The sequence below is a fragment of the Ornithinibacillus salinisoli genome (assembly GCF_042684965.1).
Classification (GTDB): domain Bacteria; phylum Bacillota; class Bacilli; order Bacillales; family Amphibacillaceae; genus Ornithinibacillus; species Ornithinibacillus salinisoli.
In genome coordinates, this window is sequence record NZ_JBHUMI010000011.1 from 1 (window position 1) to 19,153 (window position 19,153).

Annotated in this window: 16 protein-coding genes, 14 tRNA genes and 1 rRNA gene; 26 read left to right on the plus strand and 5 right to left on the minus strand. The window is 36.5% G+C overall.

The window, feature by feature from the left end:
• Positions 1–33 precede the first annotated feature (33 nt).
• The 15 genes from rrf to ACFSTA_RS06505 all read left to right on the plus strand — a co-directional run bounded on the left by rrf (position 34) and on the right by ACFSTA_RS06505 (position 1,459).
• Positions 34–149: ribosomal RNA gene (gene rrf / locus ACFSTA_RS06435) — 5S ribosomal RNA — on the plus strand.
• Positions 150–161: 12 nt separating this feature from the next.
• Positions 162–236 (plus strand) — tRNA-Asn (locus ACFSTA_RS06440).
• Between the two features lies 1 nt (position 237).
• Positions 238–329 (plus strand) — tRNA-Ser (locus ACFSTA_RS06445).
• An 18-nt stretch (positions 330–347) separates the two neighbouring features.
• Positions 348–422: transfer RNA gene (locus ACFSTA_RS06450), tRNA-Glu, on the plus strand.
• Positions 423–426: 4 nt separating this feature from the next.
• Positions 427–502 (plus strand) — tRNA-Val (locus ACFSTA_RS06455).
• Positions 503–528: 26 nt separating this feature from the next.
• Positions 529–605: transfer RNA gene (locus ACFSTA_RS06460), tRNA-Met, on the plus strand.
• 23 nt (positions 606–628) lie between these two features.
• A tRNA-Asp gene (locus tag ACFSTA_RS06465) sits at positions 629–705 on the plus strand.
• 26 nt (positions 706–731) lie between these two features.
• Positions 732–807: transfer RNA gene (locus ACFSTA_RS06470), tRNA-Phe, on the plus strand.
• Positions 808–826: 19 nt separating this feature from the next.
• Positions 827–911 (plus strand) — tRNA-Tyr (locus ACFSTA_RS06475).
• A 32-nt stretch (positions 912–943) separates the two neighbouring features.
• Positions 944–1,017, plus strand: a tRNA-Trp gene (locus tag ACFSTA_RS06480).
• A gap of 11 nt (positions 1,018–1,028) precedes the next feature.
• Positions 1,029–1,104 (plus strand) — tRNA-His (locus ACFSTA_RS06485).
• Positions 1,105–1,134: 30 nt separating this feature from the next.
• Positions 1,135–1,209: transfer RNA gene (locus tag ACFSTA_RS06490), tRNA-Gln, on the plus strand.
• 3 nt (positions 1,210–1,212) lie between these two features.
• Positions 1,213–1,287 (plus strand) — tRNA-Gly (locus ACFSTA_RS06495).
• Positions 1,288–1,295: 8 nt separating this feature from the next.
• A tRNA-Cys gene (locus ACFSTA_RS06500) sits at positions 1,296–1,369 on the plus strand.
• A 6-nt stretch (positions 1,370–1,375) separates the two neighbouring features.
• Positions 1,376–1,459 (plus strand) — tRNA-Leu (locus ACFSTA_RS06505).
• A 300-nt stretch (positions 1,460–1,759) separates the two neighbouring features.
• Here the strand turns inward: ACFSTA_RS06505 and ACFSTA_RS06510 are convergent.
• Positions 1,760–2,653, minus strand: a complete 894-nt coding sequence (locus ACFSTA_RS06510) for a helix-turn-helix domain-containing protein (protein ID WP_377555782.1) — start codon at positions 2,651–2,653, stop codon at positions 1,760–1,762.
• Positions 2,654–2,776: 123 nt separating this feature from the next.
• Here ACFSTA_RS06510 and ACFSTA_RS06515 point away from each other — a divergent pair, with 123 nt between their 5' ends.
• Positions 2,777–4,111: an amidohydrolase family protein gene (locus ACFSTA_RS06515; protein ID WP_377555783.1), complete on the plus strand. Its 1,335-nt coding sequence runs from the start codon at positions 2,777–2,779 to the stop codon at positions 4,109–4,111.
• A 586-nt stretch (positions 4,112–4,697) separates the two neighbouring features.
• Here ACFSTA_RS06515 and ACFSTA_RS06520 read toward each other — a convergent pair.
• Together ACFSTA_RS06520 and ACFSTA_RS06525 are read right to left on the minus strand one after the other, a co-directional pair.
• Entirely contained in the window at positions 4,698–5,231 is a 534-nt protein-coding gene (locus ACFSTA_RS06520; protein ID WP_377555784.1) for an MFS transporter, read from the minus strand.
• Positions 5,228–6,658, minus strand: a complete 1,431-nt coding sequence (locus ACFSTA_RS06525; protein WP_377555895.1) for an FAD-binding protein — start codon at positions 6,656–6,658, stop codon at positions 5,228–5,230. The genes ACFSTA_RS06520 and ACFSTA_RS06525 overlap by 4 nt, the downstream gene beginning before the upstream one ends.
• A 522-nt stretch (positions 6,659–7,180) precedes the next feature.
• On the opposite strand from ACFSTA_RS06525, the gene ACFSTA_RS06530 reads away from it, so the two are divergent.
• The 4 genes from ACFSTA_RS06530 (at position 7,181) to ACFSTA_RS06545 (ending at position 10,986) form a co-directional block, all read left to right on the plus strand.
• Positions 7,181–7,375 (plus strand): hypothetical protein, encoded by a 195-nt coding sequence (locus ACFSTA_RS06530; protein ID WP_377555785.1) that lies wholly within the window; start codon positions 7,181–7,183, stop codon positions 7,373–7,375.
• Between the two features lie 14 nt (positions 7,376–7,389).
• Entirely contained in the window at positions 7,390–8,037 is a 648-nt protein-coding gene (locus ACFSTA_RS06535) for a YdeI/OmpD-associated family protein (RefSeq protein ID WP_377555787.1), read from the plus strand.
• Positions 8,038–8,142: 105 nt separating this feature from the next.
• Positions 8,143–8,538, plus strand: coding sequence for a VOC family protein (locus ACFSTA_RS06540; protein ID WP_377555788.1), 396 nt, complete (start codon positions 8,143–8,145; stop codon positions 8,536–8,538).
• Between the two features lie 351 nt (positions 8,539–8,889).
• Complete coding sequence (locus ACFSTA_RS06545; protein WP_377555789.1) at positions 8,890–10,986, plus strand: tetratricopeptide repeat protein; 2,097 nt, start codon at positions 8,890–8,892, stop codon at positions 10,984–10,986.
• A gap of 198 nt (positions 10,987–11,184) precedes the next feature.
• Here ACFSTA_RS06545 and ACFSTA_RS06550 read toward each other — a convergent pair whose 3' ends face one another.
• On the minus strand, positions 11,185–12,006 hold the full coding sequence (locus tag ACFSTA_RS06550; protein ID WP_377555790.1) for a MerR family transcriptional regulator: 822 nt from the start codon (positions 12,004–12,006) through the stop codon (positions 11,185–11,187).
• A 252-nt stretch (positions 12,007–12,258) separates the two neighbouring features.
• Between ACFSTA_RS06550 and ACFSTA_RS06555 the strand changes: the two genes are divergently transcribed.
• The 5 genes from ACFSTA_RS06555 (at position 12,259) to ACFSTA_RS06575 (ending at position 16,871) form a co-directional block, all read left to right on the plus strand.
• On the plus strand, positions 12,259–13,605 hold the full coding sequence (locus ACFSTA_RS06555; protein ID WP_377555791.1) for an MATE family efflux transporter: 1,347 nt from the start codon (positions 12,259–12,261) through the stop codon (positions 13,603–13,605).
• 340 nt (positions 13,606–13,945) lie between these two features.
• Positions 13,946–14,734, plus strand: coding sequence for an AraC family transcriptional regulator (locus ACFSTA_RS06560; RefSeq protein ID WP_377555792.1), 789 nt, complete (start codon positions 13,946–13,948; stop codon positions 14,732–14,734).
• Between the two features lie 70 nt (positions 14,735–14,804).
• The gene (locus ACFSTA_RS06565; RefSeq protein ID WP_377555793.1) at positions 14,805–15,530 is read left to right on the plus strand and encodes a nuclear transport factor 2 family protein; all 726 of its coding nucleotides are present in this window, start codon (positions 14,805–14,807) and stop codon (positions 15,528–15,530) included.
• Positions 15,527–15,988, plus strand: a complete 462-nt coding sequence (locus ACFSTA_RS06570; protein ID WP_377555794.1) for a DinB family protein — start codon at positions 15,527–15,529, stop codon at positions 15,986–15,988. Before ACFSTA_RS06565 ends, ACFSTA_RS06570 begins: the two co-directional genes overlap by 4 nt.
• 97 nt (positions 15,989–16,085) lie before the next feature.
• Positions 16,086–16,871 (plus strand): alpha/beta fold hydrolase, encoded by a 786-nt coding sequence (locus tag ACFSTA_RS06575; RefSeq protein ID WP_377555795.1) that lies wholly within the window; start codon positions 16,086–16,088, stop codon positions 16,869–16,871.
• Between the two features lie 104 nt (positions 16,872–16,975).
• Here ACFSTA_RS06575 and ACFSTA_RS06580 read toward each other — a convergent pair whose 3' ends face one another.
• A complete protein-coding gene (locus tag ACFSTA_RS06580) occupies positions 16,976–17,998 on the minus strand; it encodes a LysM peptidoglycan-binding domain-containing protein (RefSeq protein ID WP_377555796.1) in 1,023 nt (340 codons plus the stop codon).
• Between the two features lie 343 nt (positions 17,999–18,341).
• On the opposite strand from ACFSTA_RS06580, the gene ACFSTA_RS06585 reads away from it, so the two are divergent.
• On the plus strand, positions 18,342–19,097 hold the full coding sequence (locus ACFSTA_RS06585; RefSeq protein ID WP_377555797.1) for an AAA family ATPase: 756 nt from the start codon (positions 18,342–18,344) through the stop codon (positions 19,095–19,097).
• The last annotated feature ends 56 nt before the right edge of the window (positions 19,098–19,153 follow it).

Consider the following 19,153-nt stretch of genomic DNA (forward strand, 5'->3'; position numbering starts at 1 on the left):
AAATGTGAGATCACTTGGTGTTATAATTACATGTCTGGTAGCGATAGCGAGAAGGTCACACCTGTTCCCATACCGAACACAGAAGTTAAGCTTCTCAGCGCCGATGGTAGTTGGGGCTTTGCCCCTGTGAGAGTAGGACGTCGCCAGGCAATTCCATTTATTCCACAGTAGCTCAGTGGTAGAGCAATCGGCTGTTAACCGATCGGTCGTAGGTTCGAATCCTACCTGTGGAGCCATGGAGAGCTGTCCGAGTGGTCGAAGGAGCACGATTGGAAATCGTGTAGGCTGCGATAGTGGTCTCGAGGGTTCGAATCCCTCGCTCTCCGCCACTTAATTTTACTTTTAATGGCCCGTTGGTCAAGCGGTTAAGACACCGCCCTTTCACGGCGGTAACACGGGTTCGAATCCCGTACGGGTCACCAACATGGAGGATTAGCTCAGCTGGGAGAGCACCTGCCTTACAAGCAGGGGGTCGCAGGTTCGAGCCCTGCATCCTCCACCATTTAAATTTAATACTTTTTCTTATATCGCGGGGTGGAGCAGTCTGGTAGCTCGTTGGGCTCATAACCCAAAGGTCGTAGGTTCAAATCCTGCCCCCGCAACCAATTTAATTTAATTAACATAAGTTGGTCCGGTAGTTCAGTTGGTTAGAATGCCTGCCTGTCACGCAGGAGGTCGCGGGTTCGAGTCCCGTCCGGACCGCCACTTAATTTAATAGTAATAACCTTAATGGCTCGGTAGCTCAGTCGGTAGAGCAAAGGACTGAAAATCCTTGTGTCGGCGGTTCGATTCCGTCCCGAGCCACCATTTGTTTTTTTAAAATAATGGAGGGGTAGCGAAGTGGCTAAACGCGGCGGACTGTAAATCCGCTCCCTCAGGGTTCGGCAGTTCGAATCTGCCCCCCTCCACCATTAACATTTCAATTGAATATGAATAATCTAGTAGGGGTATAGTTTAATGGTAAAACGAAGGTCTCCAAAACCTTTGATGTGGGTTCGATTCCTACTACCCCTGCCATTTTTATTATGGCGGTCGTGGCGAAGTGGTTAACGCACCGGATTGTGGCTCCGGCATTCGTGGGTTCGATCCCCACCGGTCGCCCCATAATATAATTTTAAAAAATATAGTATATATTGGGCTATAGCCAAGCGGTAAGGCATCGGGTTTTGATCCCGTGTACCCTAGGTTCGAATCCTAGTAGCCCAGCCAATTGCGGAAGTAGTTCAGTGGTAGAACACCACCTTGCCAAGGTGGGGGTCGCGGGTTCGAATCCCGTCTTCCGCTCCAGCGAACAGGGCGGTATAGCCAAGTGGTAAGGCAGAGGTCTGCAAAACCTTTATCACCGGTTCAAATCCGGTTACCGCCTCCAATATATGCCGGTGTGGCGGAATTGGCAGACGCGCGGGACTCAAAATCCCGTTCCTTCACGGGAGTGTCGGTTCGACCCCGACCACCGGTATCAAATAAAAAACCATTAAACATTAGAAATGTTTAATGGTTTTTTTGTTTCGTCGGTCCCGCTATTCAGAGAAGATATACTTGGTGGTCATTAGAATTATCATTGCTGGTAATATTGGGGCATAGATGCTTCAGCACTACTAGGAAATTGTGATCCTGAAATGGGTGGTTACGCCATTATTCCAGCTCTGATTGGGTCCGCTATTTTAATCTTTTTAATTAGTTTGATTAGAAATCGCCCGAAAAGCAACGAGAAATATAAGAAACACCTAACACTTAATAGTTGGGTATTTCATCGTTACTATATAATTTGCAGAAGGTATTGTTCGATATTATTTTTCGCCATCCTAGTAGAATTCAAATCATTTAATAGTTTGATAGCTTGTTTTATTTTTGCAGTACCTTCTTCTTTGTTACCAGTCCTGATGTCATATGCACCCTTGAGCTGTAATAAATTTACTCTTTCCGTTAAATTGCTTTCAGGAATTGTAATTGTCTCAAGATACGATATAAATTCACTAATCTCCTTTTGATAGGAGAACTCTTCGTGAAATCGATTCACAGGTCCAAGTAAAAAGATAAACGTATTAAAAAGCACAGATGTGATCGCATCATTTACCTTATTATAGTCTCTAAAACGAGCACTTTTCTCATAAGCAGTTCTGGATAGCATAATGACCATATCTGGCTGGAGTAATAGTAACGTTCCATTATAAAGCGTTAATTCATAATATCCCCATACCTCTACTCGAAACAAATAATCAGAAAGGAGGCGAATATCTTTTTCTTGGACTCCTTCATTGATATAGTCCTTATCTACTATACTTTCATATACTTCAATCAATAGTGCATTAAAATGGTAGGTTTCCACGCCGTATTGTTTCCACTTTTTTAATTGTCCGTTTTTTAAATGCTTCAGTAGTTTCGCGTCTCTATTTAAATAGGCAGTGCTTGATATTTTAAAAAATTGCTCCAGTTTATCAGGCAGAAAATCGTGATGTATGTATAAGAACTCATCAAAGTTCATCATTAGCTTTTCTAAAATTCCTGTCATCAGACCGAGAGTTATATCAGAATCGCCACGTTCAAACTTTGATAGAAAAGAAACTGAACAGACTCCATCTGCTAATTTCTTTAAAGTTATACCTTTTTGTTTCCGAATCACTCTTAGTGTTTTTCCGTATTCCACCACCATTTCGGTTCCCCCCCCTAAAACAAAATTCCACTATATGACAATTTTGAAAAACGATTGCTTTAATCAATATACAATAAAATCAGAACATTGAACACAGTTAAACGAATATAGGAGGTAAAGCAAATGGAAAAATTATTCATTAAAAATGGAACGATTATCGATGTGGAGAACGGAATATCTTTTGTAGGAGCAATTGAAATAGAAGGAAATAAGATTAAAAGAATAATAAATCAGGATGAAGTGTTGCCTGAGGGGCCAGACGCAATCGATGCAAATGGGAAATATATTATTCCAGGCTTAATTGATATGCATTGTCATATTAATGAGGGGTTCGCGCCTCATTTTGTAGCATCAGGAGTAACAACCGTACGGAACACAGCAGGTAATGTCCTCTTACTTAATAACCTAATTCAAAAACCAGATCATTCACCAATACCAAGAGTATACGTATCAGATAGAATGATTGATGGAACACCTGGTCAATGGGGGCCAACCAGCTATGGTAATTTTGTAACTGACGATCCAGAAGAGGCAAGAAAAGAAGTTCGTAGACAAGTTGAAGTGGGAGCGAAATTTATAAAACTGTATGGATGGATAAAAAGAGATGTTATGGAAGCGTCAGCTGATGAGGCGAAGAAATTTGGCTTAGAAGTATCTATTGATTTAATAAATTCTAAGGAATTAACAGCGTTAGATGCAGCGAAAGCGGGTGTTACTTGGTTTGAACATGCATCTGGCTTTGCACAAGAGATTTATAAAGGGTGGAATCCACTAGTGGAACAAGCAGAGTGGAGTCATATAAATTGGGAAGAACCAGATCAAGAAAAAGTTAAAGAACTGTGTGATAAATTGTTAGAGTACGATGTGAAAATCTGTCCAACCATGGTTCTGTTCGATCAAGCAATGAGTTATCCAAACATTTGGTCACCTAATAATAAAGTGATAGAATCTATCGAAAATAGGAAGCATCCTGTAGAATATTGGAAAAGTCATGAAGAACATGAAGAGGCAATAAAACGAAGTACTGCTGTTGTAAACAACTTAACGAAAGCTATTGCTAAAACCTACTATGATATGGGGGGAACCGTGGTTGCTGGAACTGATACACCAGCCTTACTGTATACGTACCCAGGGATGGCTTTACATCGGGAACTAGAAATATTTGTGGAAATTGGATTTACTGAAATAGAGGCACTACAAGCAGCAACAGTGAATGCTGCTAAGTCTATTAATCTAGATGATATTGGAACTATCCAAGAAGGGAAAATGGCAGATCTAGTCATCTTAAACAAGAATCCATTAGAGAATATTAAACATACACAGGAAATCGACTTCGTAGTTAAAGGTGGAAAAGCATATAATCAAGAGGAAATCTTAAGTAATATTCCTAGTGAGGAAGATGTTAACAGTTTACTGCAAGCATTTATTGAGGAATGGGAAGCGGTACATGTAAATTAAGTATCAGTATAAATAAAGGGACAGCCCCATGTACATGAACTTATATGGGTGACTGTTCCTTATCATTAAAAAAACGCCTGTATAAATACAGACGTTTCCTACGTAAATTTGTGGCGAAGAATCATGTGTTCACATCCACATGGTATTACCATTCCTCGTCTTACACAAATCAGCTCATCGCTTAATCATTATAGCATTAATGTGAAGTTGAAACCACACATTATTACAAATCCTAACATTATTTCACCAAATATTAGTTAAGATGATATAAAAAACATTATGTCCTTCTGCCGATTAGGGCCTTGAGGAACAGTAGCGCATAGCTCAACTAATTTTGTACTCTAAATGAAAGGGCAATTATCTAAGACAGCTTTTTTGGATTAATTGATGGATTCTCGTTCCTTCTGTCATCGATAAAGACGTAATAGAAGAAATCCTTGATAAGAAAAATATGAAGTCATAAGCATTTGGACGGGAATAAAAAAAGTTTAACAGGAAGCGTCCGCCGCCTACTATACTAAGTAGTTGTTAGTTTCATACTATTATTATATTAAGTAGATTAATGTAAAAAAATAGAGCGCCTTCATTATGACCGCTTAATAATAACTAGTGAAGCAATAACATAAACAAACGAAATTAAATAAAATAGGCTCGCAATCGTTAGAAAATCAATGAAATACCCGGTTAGAATAATCCCTATTCCACTCCAAAGCGATATGTGTAGATGATAATTCCCAATTCTTGTACCAGCAGTATCGATATCTTTTTCATTGCGAGCTAAGAATGCTTTTTCGGTATTTTTTTGAATCGCACCAAGAATCCCCATGACAATCTGTATTACATAAACCTGCCATACATGAATGAGAAGCGGAATAATTAGCATCACGGCTGCCATTCCTAACGTATAAACAAGAAGCATCGACTTATCTCCGAAACGATCCCCTAGTCTGCCAATTATTGGATAGGCAAATGCTGCAGTTAAGGTAAATAATCCATAGGCCCAACCAAATTGAGAGTAACTATCTCCAACATTTTTTATTAATAATAAATAAAATGGAAAAACAACACTGCTTGCTGCAATTAGGATACTTTGGGCAATGAGAAACTTACGGAAATTCATTGGCTATACTCCTTGTAAAATAGATTCATAAATACTTCATTTGGATCGAATTGTTTCTTTAGTTGAAAAAACTCCTTGTTGCGTGGGTATGCTTCGTCCATTTGTTTTTGTGTAGGATAAGCATAATATGGCAAATAGTAAGAACCGTTATGTTCTAAGGTAACATCAATCATCTTCTGGATGACTTTTTCCGTTTTTTCAATATCTTTTTGGCTTTTGCCTTGGTTAATTAGCAAGACAAGAGCGAACATGTCCTCATTTGCATAGGATAATACGGCCTCTTCATCCACATTTACATAACGTATCGTAATATTTAATAGATTTAGCTCTTCTTTTTCAAGTACTGTCCGTAAATCGTCCAGATAGCTAGTGAACGCCTCAATTGGGACAAAGTATTCTTGTAAAATTTCTGTTTTAGTAGGGTTGTCATACTCCATAAATTTACTGTCCCCTCGCATCGCATTGTTACGAGTAATGTAGTCCTCATTTTGTCCAACATAGAATTTTTCTTGCGTTTCCCATAGTAAATCCTTTCCCCAATCACTTTGGCGTGATAGGCCAAGCATGAACTTTTGTGGTGCGGCAAGGGAGTCTCTATCTAATTTTGCATAGTTTGATAGATTATCTTGGTCTTCTGCTAACTGATAGTCTGTGACATACATTTCGCTTAGCAAGGTTTCTGGAGCTGCTGATAATCTAGCAATGTGCATTCGGATATCGTTATCTTTTTTCACTTCATTAAGAAAATAATCGGTATAATCCTGGTAATCGAGTGTTCTTGATCGAATTTGGTAGAGTTCATCATCGGTCAAATGTAATGTAACATCTAGAATAATACCGAACAAACCATAACCACCGATTACTAGTGGAAATAGTTCACTATTTTCAGTTCGACTGACATTGATGATTGAACCTTCTGGAGTGAGAAGTCGGAAAGATTCAACGGTATCTATTAGCGAACCATAACGAATATCTCTCCCATGAGCATTGACGCTAATGGATCCCCCCACTGTAAAGATATTTTGTGATTGCATCACACGTATGGCTAGGTGATCAGGATTAATTTCCTTTTGGATATCTTCCCATGTAGCTCCACTTTGAACCGTAATCGTTTTCTCATTAGGGTTATAATCAAGGATTTTGTCATAATTTTTCATATCTATCACGATGCCATTAGGATAATATGTATGCCCTCCCTGGCTATGCTGCATACCTGCGACAGAGATTTTCTCATCGTTATCGATTGCTTTTTTTACCCAACTTTGTAACTCAGTTTCACTTGTAGAACTATGTACCTCTTTTATCTTAGTGGGTAACAATTGACCGACATCATCCATGAATAAAGGCTTGTGATTATAGATCCACAGAGAAAATGCTAATCCTATGCTGTATAAAATTATAATGATCAATATACTTTTTTTCAAAATAGATCTCCCCAAGTTTATGGTAATTAAATAGTTTAGTTTAGTATAGCTTTAAAAATTTTATTCTACAATGGTATTTAGGTTCTCTTCAGATGGAGGTTGGCGGTTTAGTGGCCCTTGAACCGAGACAAAAATGCGGACAATCTACTTCTAATATACGAAGATTTTGCACATTTAAGTTGGAAAATCTTATAAAATTAATGTCTTATCACATCATAACGACCCCGACCACTGGTATGATTCATACGTTAGATTTTATGGGTGATAAAAGATAATAAAGCGTAATATCAAGCGTTTTCTCCTTCGATAGGTTACGCTTTTTTTCACTTATATTTAGTTGTTAACCCTTAACTAATATCATGTACTAATGTTTTGACGAACGATAATTGAATTAGAGATGATAATAAAAATAAATATACTATTAGTTTTTCTCATAGAGAAATCAAGTACGCTTCATTGTCATTTACGTGAGCAGGATTTAAACATACAACTATTTATGAAATTTGATATAGTAGTAAATATACAGTGCAGAAAGACAAGCAATCTGAATTAATTACCGTACCAAAGCTAAAGTTTTTAATGCTGAAGGGTAAAGGGAATCCAAATAGTGAAGTGTTCTCTAAAAAGATAGGTGTACTATATTCTTTGGCTTATGCTATTCGAATGATGCCAAGGCAAGGATATACACCAGAAGGATATTTTGAATGTACTGTAAAATAACAAGGAGTGTGTTTATGTCTATTATTAATAAATTGAATCTGAGTAAATATGAAAACATGGCCGTTTTGAATCAACCAAAAGACTATGATTTATTTAATGAATATAGAACCACATTATCAGGTGAGCACGATGCTATTTTCATCTTTGTAGAAACGATTGATGAAATGGTGAACTATACGAATCAGATCATCAATGAGCAACAGTTACGTGAGAAAGGATACATGTTTTTTGCCTATCCGAAAAAAGGGAATAAGCGGTATGATACATTTGTTCATAGAGATGATATTTTTCCAGCAATGAAAGTAGATGGGGATGGATATGTGGAGAATAGTGATGTGAAATTCTCACGGATGGTAAGTATGGATGATGTTTATACTGTCGTCGGATTAATGCGTGAGAAGAAGAATAAAAAGTCAACCGCTGCAAGTCAGTGTGTAGCTGATTATGAGGAAAACGTAAAAGATATAGAAAAGCTATTATCAGATCATCCAAATGAACTAAGGTTTTATAAGGATTTAACACCTGGTTATCAAAGGGACTGGGCTCGTTATATCTTTTCTGCTAAGCAACAGAAAACACGTGAAAAGCGTCAATTACAGATGGTTGATATCTTATCACAAGGATACAAAACAGTTGATTTATATCGTCAAAAAAAGAAATAGGACTTTAAATGTTTTAGTGATTTAGAAGGACTTCCCAGATAATTGTAGAATACATAATAGATGTGACTATAAGAAAATCAAATTTATTAATTTTAGGAGGAAATCATGGGAAGAGTAGTACATTTTGAAATTCATGTAGATGACATGGAACGAGCTAAAAAGTTTTATGGGGACGTATTTGGATGGACTTTTCAAGACTGGAGTGAATACGCTGGAATGCCATACTTCGGAGCTGTGACTGGTGACGATAGTGAGATTGGTATTAATGGAGCGTTGATGCAACGTCAAAGTTCTCCGCCAGAACCTAACCAGGCATTAAATGGTTATGCTTGTACGTTGGGAGTGGAAGATTACGATTCTACTGAAGCTAAAATTCTGGAATATGGAGGCAAGGTAGCAATGCCAAAATATGCATTGCCAGGAATGGCCTGGCAAGGATATTATACAGATACAGAAGGAAATATTTTTGGTCTTCATCAACCAGACGAAAATGCAAAATAGAAGGAATGTGTAGGAATGTGGGGTCAGTCACACACCTTATTATTAGGTGAGGGACTGACCCCCTATTAGTTTACAAAATAGCCCCATACGCCATCCTGGAAAAATCCCCCCCTTTTTATTATCCGATCTAAGTTGGGCTGCGTTTAATAGTCTGCTTGAAACTTATGTCTTTGTCCCCACAAACTATAGATTTATTTCGAATATAGTAATGATGGACTATATATAGTTGTCGCTATTATTATGGACGAGACTTTTTTTCATGATGATAGTGTATGACATGAACAATAATATATATAAATTCGTAGATTGGAATCGCGAGTACAAAATTAAATCAACAAGTGGGGGATTATCGTGACAGTTGAGAATGAACTAATTAATAAATCCTATTATCAAACTATAATAGATGAGAACGAAAATGGGCACCCAATCAAAATTTTGGGTGAAATGTATATGGAGGAGATGAAGAAGCAACGGCCTAATTTGTCCTCTATTCGCTATGCACAAGGGGAAGTTTATTTCTTAAATGAGGATTATGAAGCAGCTATTTATAAATGGGGAAATCCTTTAGATGATAAATTAATTCCATGGGCACAAAAAAATGTAGCAGATGCTCATTTTGAAATGGGATTATTGGAGGATGCTGAAAAATTCTACAAGGAGGTTGAAACTCAGTCGGCAGAGTTGAAAGCGGAAGTTTTACTGCAGCTGTTTTCTCTATATATACAGCAAGGCAAGCACGAAAATGCTGTAGATGCTATTAAAAATGCGGTTAAATTAGATCCAGATTATTCCTGTGTGACGGAGATAGCTCAGACTTTTTTTGAGAACTTCAAGGATTGGGATAACGCGGTTGAACTTGCAGTAAGCGAGGCAATTCGAACAAAGTCACTTTCATGGTTTGAGGTTATAGAAGGATATGCGGAGCAAGGCCATACAAATAAATATGAACCAAACTATTTAAATGAAGTTTTAGTGTCTTTATTACATATCGATAAGTTTCGATTTGAAAGCCTTTCTGAAGTATTATGGAACAGTTATAAACAAAGTGACTTTTATATTCAGTGGCTAGAAGAGATCAATCAACTACTTTCGAATAATAATTTTGAAGAATCCTATATGTGGAAGAAGCTTCCAAACTTATTTAAAGTATCATACTTTGAATTAATTAGCGGAAGGTTTTTAATAAGGGACATTTCGAAGCTAATACAAAACCATTTAACTAATTGGTTGGAAATAACATCCGTTTCAGATACCTTAATATCTTCATCAGCTATACTTGCTTGGAATGAGATTTTTCCATCAGATTTTGATGCGACTTTGGTTAGTGAAGCAGAAAGTCAATTTGAAAACTCCAATACTAATCAAAATGGTAGACAAGACGGAATAAAGCTTTTTGAATCTATTCAGACATGGGCGGAGAAAGAAGGCTTGCTAGATGATTTATCGGAATTTATTAAGCCTATGCTTGAGGAGTATAACATAGAGGTGGCGAGTCCTTCTAAAATCCGGAGTATTATTAAAAATACAATTGAGTTTCTGATTGAAAAACGGGTAGAAGTGGAAAATGGCATAATTGAAAAAATTAATTGGAACGAAGATCTACTTGCAAGACTTCAAGAGATACATCATCAGTTAGGTAATATGGAAAAGGAAGAAGCAAACGTCATTAAATATTCATTCAGGAAGATAAAAAATGATTTAATTCAAAATATGATGAGGAAGATTCCTGAAGTCCTTCGAAATTGTTCTGAATTGGTTCATGAAGACAGTGATTTTGGCAAACTCCATGTTGACCTTAATGATGAAATGAATAGGCGGATTGCTGATTTTATGGAAAAAACTACACAATATGATATTAAAAATGCCTTTCAGGAATGGATTGAAGATTGCGAGAGAGAGTTCAAGGAAAGCCAAATTAAATGTAACGAAATGAGCGAAAGTTTTAATCATCAATATAGTGTAGAGAAGATTGTCTTGGATGGTGACTTTAAGATATTGGATGATTGGCAGAGAGATTTAGAACGGATATCAAGGGGATTGGTACACCTTGAAAAAGCAAATATCATGTTGCGGAATAACCCTTCTCAGATGTTGTTAAAAGGAGCAGGCAAACTGTTAGGTTCCATTTCAAAAAATAAAGAAAAACTCCATATTAAATATAATAACTACATCGAAAATGAGGATTATACTCAAATTACACAGGAACTAATAAATCCATTCATACAACAATTAGAATTATTTGAAGGATCGATAGAGTGGGATGTAAGTACATTTTTCTCAGACTCACTTGAAGTGCTAAATAGTGTAAGTGAGGAAGTGCAGGGTGATATGGAAAAACATAAAGATTCCCTAAATACGATGCGTGAAAAACCTGAAATCTACCGTGATCCGCTCACCCTGTTCGAATTGAAGCTTCGTCAATATGAGTTAATGAATACGATAAGTTAATTCTAATTCAGAAAAACTGATACCTAAAATAACATTCCTGAAATTGACCTCGATTTCGTGAGAATTAAAAACTCCGAAATTGGGGTTTTTTCATACACATCACTTACTTATGACTCATTCTTTCGTTGACTATCCGCACACCCGTATTGGCTTTTACATCATTCTATTTCGAAAATAAGTGTAGACTATTTATTATACTTATTGTAAAACGCGTACAGTTACTTCAAATAAATATCTTTCATAACCTCTAACAGATAGTTCATCTAATAAAACTTCTTCATAGAAAAAATCTTGTATTTCTAACCCTTTGTCAATTGAAAATTTTAATAATCTATTAAAAGTATCGCCAATACTTGAGTATCCCTCTGTGTGATACGCAGTCATGTACGTTCCTTTTTCTCTTTTGAAATTATATTCGGTAGATGATTCATTTACTCTAGTAAAAAGGTAGTCATAACTAGAGATTTCATTTTTTATAACTTTATTCTTGTCTATCATCCATCCAGCTGAATGAGGAGTATTGATATTATTCGTATTTAAATAGTTATAGTGTTTTATCATTGAATCGTAAATGCTTTTTTCTCCTGTGAAAGGCATTGCTTCTGTTAATACAAAACGTTCCTCTTTCTTTTCCTCAAAAACAATATTTGACGTATCTATCTGTATTGCTCCTTTAGTAACTCTTAATTTCTCTGTAATTAAGTTCTTCATGTTTTGAAGTTGTTTAATTTTATTATCAAGAGCGTCAGTTTCTCTTTCAAGAAGAAGGATAAGCTGTTCGGGAGATCTTTTAGAAAGATAGTTCTTAATTTCTTTTAATGGCATTTCCAACTCTTTAAGCGTCGCGATAACGTGAAAAACATCTAATTGATTTATGGAATAATATCTGTAACCATTATCAGCTTTAACCTCCGGAGAAAAAATACCGATTTTGTCATAGTGGAATAAAGTGTCTTTTGTTACTCCAGATAGTTTGGCAAATTGTCCTGTCGTTAAATGAATGTGTAAGTTTTTGTCCATATCGTATAATTCCCCTCTTGACTATAGTGTTACACCACCCCTTATTATAGCAAAGTAAGTGATAGTAATACCAAGTTAGATAGATTGTATAGCTATCGCCTGTAGTGATGATAAAGGTATGTAAACAAACGTGCTATTTAAATCAGTGTAATCTGAAAATAAAGACTACAGATCAAGTTAATACCTATTATAGTATTCACCATCCCTATGATACAAAATAATAATTACATCAGGAAGGAGATGAAATTACTCATGGAAATGGCCAGAGAACAAATTGGAAAAGAGTATAACTTTATTACACTAATTAAATTCGCAACGCCTACGATTATTATGCTGGTCTTTATGTCAGTATATACAATAATTGATGGTATATTTCTTGCTAGATTTGTAGGCGCTAGTGCTCTTTCTGCTGTAAATATTTTTCTTCCTGTTTATGCCTTAATATTTGCAATTGGGTTAATGCTTGCTACAGGGGGAAGTGCGGTATTAGCCAAAAAAATGGGTGAAAGTAAATCTCAACAAGCAAGAGAGAACTTTACCTTTATTGTTATATGCGGTAGTGCGATAGGTATTATTATCATGATTTTTGGACTTGTATTTATAAAACCACTACTAACAATGCTTGGAGCTGGGGCTAGTGAGGAGCTCTTTAGTTATACGCATAAGTATGCAATGATCTTATTATTAGTTAGTCCTTTAATCATACTTCAAGATCTTTTTCTACAATTCTTTATAACAATAGGAAAACCAAGAATTGGATTATTTCTAACGATTTTAGGTGGACTCACAAATATTGTCCTTGATTATGTTTTCATCGTCCTTTTACAGATGGGAACAGTTGGCGCGGCAATTGGTACGGGTATAGGAATTGCGGTTCCGGCTATATTTGGGTTAGCCTATTTTACATTTAATAAACGAAATTCACTTTATTTTGTTACATTTAAAGCAGATAGAAAAGTTCTTTTGCTTACGAGTTTGAATGGTGCTTCGGAAATGGTGTCAAATCTATCATTAGCAGTTGTGACCTTTGCTTTCAACATTTTAATGATTAAGCACTTAGGAGTAGATGGTGTGGCAGCGGTGACCATACTTCTGTACGCACAATATATTATTATTTCTATATTTGCGGGGTATTCGATGGGAGTTGCTCCAATTATAAGCTATAACTTTGGTAGTAAAAATAATAACCAATTGAAAAGGATATTTAAGTATAGTCTACTATTAATAGCGTTGGTATCTATTGCAGTATATGGTTTATCCATTATAGCTGGTTCTTCTCTTATACAGTTTATGGCTCCGCAGGGAGGTAGCGTTTATAGAATTGCAATTGATGGATTTAAGATTTTTAGTATTAGTTTTATGTTCATGGGCTTTAATATATTTACTTCAGCACTGTTTACTGCTTTTTCAAACGGTAAAATATCGGCTACAGTTTCTCTTATGCGTACCCTTGTTTTTGTATTAATAGGATTACTGATATTGCCATTAATGATGGGGGTAGATGGTATATGGTTAGCAGTTCCATTTGCAGAATTTCTGTCATTATTAGTTTGTATTTACTTTTTAATGCGATATAAAAAGATTTATAATTATTCTTAAATTATACCGCCTGTAACGGACAGTATTAAACCACCTCCAAACTATGAGGTGATAACGGAGGATGGGTAGGGGAATAGTCTAGTGTGGTACTAATATTCAGTGGGGGAAGGGGGAAACCGCTTTGTCCTTTATGCCTATCCCCACTGAATGAAGTTCCACTTTATATACCTATAAGAATTAAGTGAATAGACGTGCATGTATACAATATAGATCAAGCCATTAGAATAGGAATTTAGGAGGAATACGGTGTTCCATCTATATTCGTACGTGAGAATTGTTGTGGTAAGTAATTATTTGTTATATAATTTTGAAAAATGAAGTTAGTGAGGGGGAGAAAAAAGTGAATAATAGATATCCAGAAATTGATGAGGTGATCGCATATATTCATGAACATCTGGATGAAGCTCTTCCACTTTCCCATCTAGCGCATCAAGCAGCATACAGTCCGTATCATTTTTCGCGCATATTTAAAGAAAAAACCGGTCTATCTCCTCACCAATATGTCTCCTCTCTAAAATTACAAAGAGCAAAAAGTCTTTTATTACATACGAATTTAACTGTACGTGATATAAGTATGGAAATTGACCAACAAAGCTTAGGAACCTTCACGACACGATTCACTAAAAGAGTGGGCATGACTCCGATGCAATTTAGAAAATCCTCTATAGAAGTCAACAAGCATTTGCAATACCTGAAAAAACATAAGGATTGGTCACAACAACTTATAATCGGAAACCAACGTAATAAAGTGACAGGAACGATTGCAGCCGAGGTTCCACTTCATGGTGTAATTTTAATTGGCTTATTTACTAAACCTATACCAGAGGGACTTCCACAATATGGAACGCTATTATCCTCGTTGGGAAATTTTTCTTTCACAGATGTTCGCCCCGGAATTTATTATTTAATGGCGACAGCAGTGTATTGGGAGATGAAGGCAAATGAAATACTCGTTCCCCAGAAAACATTACGTGCAATAGCTGAAAAGCCGATAAAAGTGGGATCAGAAATGGTTATACCCCAACAGCACCTTACACTTCGTGGACCACGCCTCAATGATCCTCCTATTCTCATTTCTTTGCCTCTATTGATAAAAAACTTTCTGAATCGTACAAATAGCAATATTTAAGAAATTCACTATATTTTAGCGTGCTAGTATAAATGAAGACTCATATCATTTCTAGTGGAGGGATAAAAGTATGGTGCATGACAATTATACAAATCTAGTAAGGAACTATTTCAAAGCGTATGAAACGAAAGAAAGGGGAATTCTAGAGGAATTGCTAAGTCGAGACTTCACGTTTAGTAGTCCGGTTGATGATCAGATTAATCGAGAGACCTATTTTGAGAGATGTTGGCCAAGTTGTAAGGACATACATGAATACCACATCCAAAATATTTTTACAGATGAGAATGAAGCTTTTGTTCGTTATGAATGTAAACTAAATTCTGGTGCTAATTTTCAAAATATGGAACACTTTCGGTTTATTGATAACCAGATAAAAGAAGTTATTGTCTATTTTGGTTTCGACTTGAGGAAGGAATCATCTGAGGTTGCAAGAGCTAAGAGATTCAGTGAAGCATTCGCGATCGGAAATGTTGACTATATCTTTGAAAATATTGCAGAAGATGTGGAGTGGCATTTCGTTGGTGAATCTAAACTTCAAGGAAGAGAAGCTGTCATAAATATGCTTGAACCGATGCGTGGTGTGGTCTCTGAGGAATATAAAACAAATAATATCCTTATAGATGGTAATAAAACGGTCATTGAAGGAACGATGAAAATGTCTAATGAAAATGGCGAGGACCAGTTGTATGCTTATTGCGATATTTATACGTTTGCCAACACCAGCAAAGACACGATTAAAGAATTAACAGCGTATCTGATTGAACTGCCAAATGGGGAGGTACAGAACAAAAAATGAGTGAAATTTTCTTTAAACAATTTGAACAGGTAAGAAGCTGGACCATTGAAGTTGCCACATCCATGCCGGAAGACATTGTTCATATAAAACCAAGAGGATTTCGAAATAACATACTATGGCAAATGGGACACATCTTATCATCAACAGAATATTTTTTATTTGATTTGCCTTATAAGCAGAATCATTTACCGGTAAATTATCTTGAATTATTTAATACTGGAACAAGCCCTGATCAGTGGAATGAACGTGTGCCAATACTTGCGCAGCTCATTACAGATTTAGAGAGACAGTCGAACCATATCAGACAAATCTCAAATGCAAAATTGAATCAAACCCTTGAAAATCCGATGCATGGTTTTCAAACCCTTGAAGATTGTGCGAGTTTTGCCATCTTACATGAAGCACTTCATGTTGGGAAAATCGAAGAAATGAAGCGAATGCTTACTTACTCAGAATGAAAAAGAATTCAAAAATAACATCTGTTGAGATATTGTTGAACGGAACCCCAATTTTGCGAATGGCTATCAAAATAATAAAATAGAGGGAAGGATAGATATGAAAACAATTCAATCAAAAGATGGCACAAAGATAGTATATGATGTCAGTGGTGGTGGACCAGCACTTCTATTCATTACAGGAGCTACCTGTTTTCGTTCATTTGACCCGGTTTTGCATGATGCCAAAGTATTTTCAGAACAATTTACCGTGTACAATTATGACCGACGTGGGCGGGGGGACAGTGGCAACACATTACCGTATTCCATTGAACGTGAACTTGAAGACATTGATGCTATGATTGATGTAGCAGGAGGAAAGGCCAATCTTTATGGTCATTCATCAGGGGCTATTCTCGCTCTTGAAGCTGCCATGCGTCTAGGTAACAAAGTCAGTAACTTGGTACTATTTGATCCGGCCTATGCTGATGACAAAGAAAGCTTAAATGAATTTAAAGAGTATAGTAAAGGATTATATAAACTGCTTGAAAATGGTAGAAATGACGAAGCGCTGAGCTATTTTCTAGAAGGTATCGGCATAACTAAAGAAGTGATTGATGGTATGTTTCGACGCTCACCACAGTGGAAGACGATGCTGGCACTTGCTCCAACACTTGCCTACGATACAGAGTTAGCAAGCAATTTACCACCTGTTGCTGAGGCTGCTCGGCTTACAACACCAGTACATATCATTGTAGGTGAGAGAAGTCCTGCTTCCATGCATAAGGTAGCGTCTCAATTAAGTGAGGCCATCCCAAGCGCAGGATATCAGAAGCTACCGAGCCAAGATCATATGCCAGACCCCGAAGCATTACTACCCATCATGAAGAACTTTATAAAACAATAGATATCTGAATAGGTGGGACGAAGGGACAGGTCCACTGTCCCAGTCCCACTGTATGGGGAGAGGTCCCAAGGATAGGAAGAAGATTCACTTTATATGAATTCTAGTTATTTTGAGGTGTTCGATTGTTCGCTTTGATTTTCATCCATGGATGCTATTATTTCCTCCATCTTTCTTTCAACTAGGGGATAAAAATTGTTCTTTGCACTTTTGGTGGAATTCCCCCCAAAAAATGCCGTACCTGGACAAGACTTCACTTCATAACTTGCAGCGTCATCTAATACTCTTTCTTTCGTTTTGTAGTGCCACCAATGATGATACGTAATACTGTCTATCGAGGGAGTAAGTCCAAATTTGATACAAAGTAAGGCAGTAATATAAATAATCGTTTCCTTATGTTTTTCCGTCATGACATCGTTACCTATATCAAAATTTCCAACGTGTTCGATAGCTAACCCAATGGTGTTAGCTTCTGGGCCGATGGAGCCTTCAGGAGCTATATTAAATGGCCGAGATACGGCTACTTTTCCATCTGGAAAGGTAGTTATGTTTTGGGCGATATTTTTCCATCCCATTTGTTTGATATGATGATTTCTCATACCTTCTATCATTTGAAAATGATTGGAACCTTTAAAATGCTTATACGATGGTAACCAGGTGTGATGTTGTTGAATAAGACTTATTTTCCTGCTGAATTTTTGATGAAATAACCAATCCCTAAACTCCTCTTTTGTCATAAGGATATCCTGTCCCTGCATGTTTATTTTTGGGGGAATGATTTGTAATATTTGACCTGGAAATAATTGATCAGAAGAAAATGCATTTATTGTTTTTATTGTTTCTAGGGAGGAATGATAAATAGCTGCAATATCTTGCAGTGTGTCTCCAGGACTAACTTCGTACATAATGGGAACCCGCAATTTCTGTCCAACGGATAATTCATCAGATTGCAATCCATTCATTGCTTGTAAATCTTCAATAGAAGTATCATAAATATGGGCAATGTCAGGTAGAGTATCACCAGATTTCACCACATAAATATTACTAGGAATATTACCGCTTGCATGGACAGGTGATATAATTACTAACATTAGAAACATGCAACTTATAAGTACAAGAAACTTTTTCATACTTTTGTAATCCTTTCTTTGACAAGGTGAAGACGCAGAAAGGGCATCTTTATATACATTTATTCCGCATGAATAGGCGTAAGATCACACGTCAGGCCAGTTATACAGCCCCCTATGGTTCCAGTTGTCAGCGGGCGATAAAAACACCTCGAACTGAATGAAGTTTAACTTTATTGTTTGTAGAACAGCAAGAAGTTATTCGATTTCCTCATCTTAATAAAAATATGTTTTTATGAATTAATAAATTATTGTATGCTTCGCATTTATGTGATGTAATCGTAGTATGTATTATGTTACTAACAGACATTTTTCATTAGAAGCTTATAGATACTAGGAGGAAATCATGTTATTAGATTTCAACAGCCAATATATTCGTGAGGTTAGTCTAAAAAGAGATCAGATCTTTTCCTATGATACGTTTCCATTTTCTCTTCCAATTATTAAAAAGTTTACAAATCTGACTTTGCACCCTAATGTTACCTATATTATTGGTGAAAATGGAATGGGAAAATCTACTTTACTTGAGGGGATTGCCATTGCATTGGGATTTAATCCTGAAGGTGGTACGTTTAATTTTAATTTTTCAAGTTTTGATTCGCATTCTAATTTAGATAAATATATAAAATTAGTAAAGGGGGTTCATCGGGCTGAAGATAGCTTTTTCTTTAGAGCGGAGACTTTTTACAATGTTGCCTCCAATATAGAGAATATGGACAAGGAACCAGGCAGGGGTGGGAAAATCATTGATTCCTTTGGTGGAAAGTCACTTCATGAACAATCTCACGGGGAATCTTTCTTTGCTGCCTTTACCGAACGGTTTAGGGGAAATGGTTTATACATCCTGGATGAACCAGAGGCTGCACTATCACCACTAAGACAATTGTCCATGTTAGCTAGAATTAATGAACTAGTCAATCAAGGATCTCAATTTATTATTTCAACTCATTCTCCAATACTTATGTCTTATCCACATGCAAAAATAGTGGAGCTTGCAGAAGATGGAATGCATCAGGTAAAACTTGAGGAAACGCCACATTATGCGATCATGAAGCAATTTTTTAATGATAGAGATCGGGTATTGCATCACCTTTTTCAATAGATGTTTGTCCATCTAATAAATATGATAGAAGAATCCCCTTGCTCATGGAGCGAGGG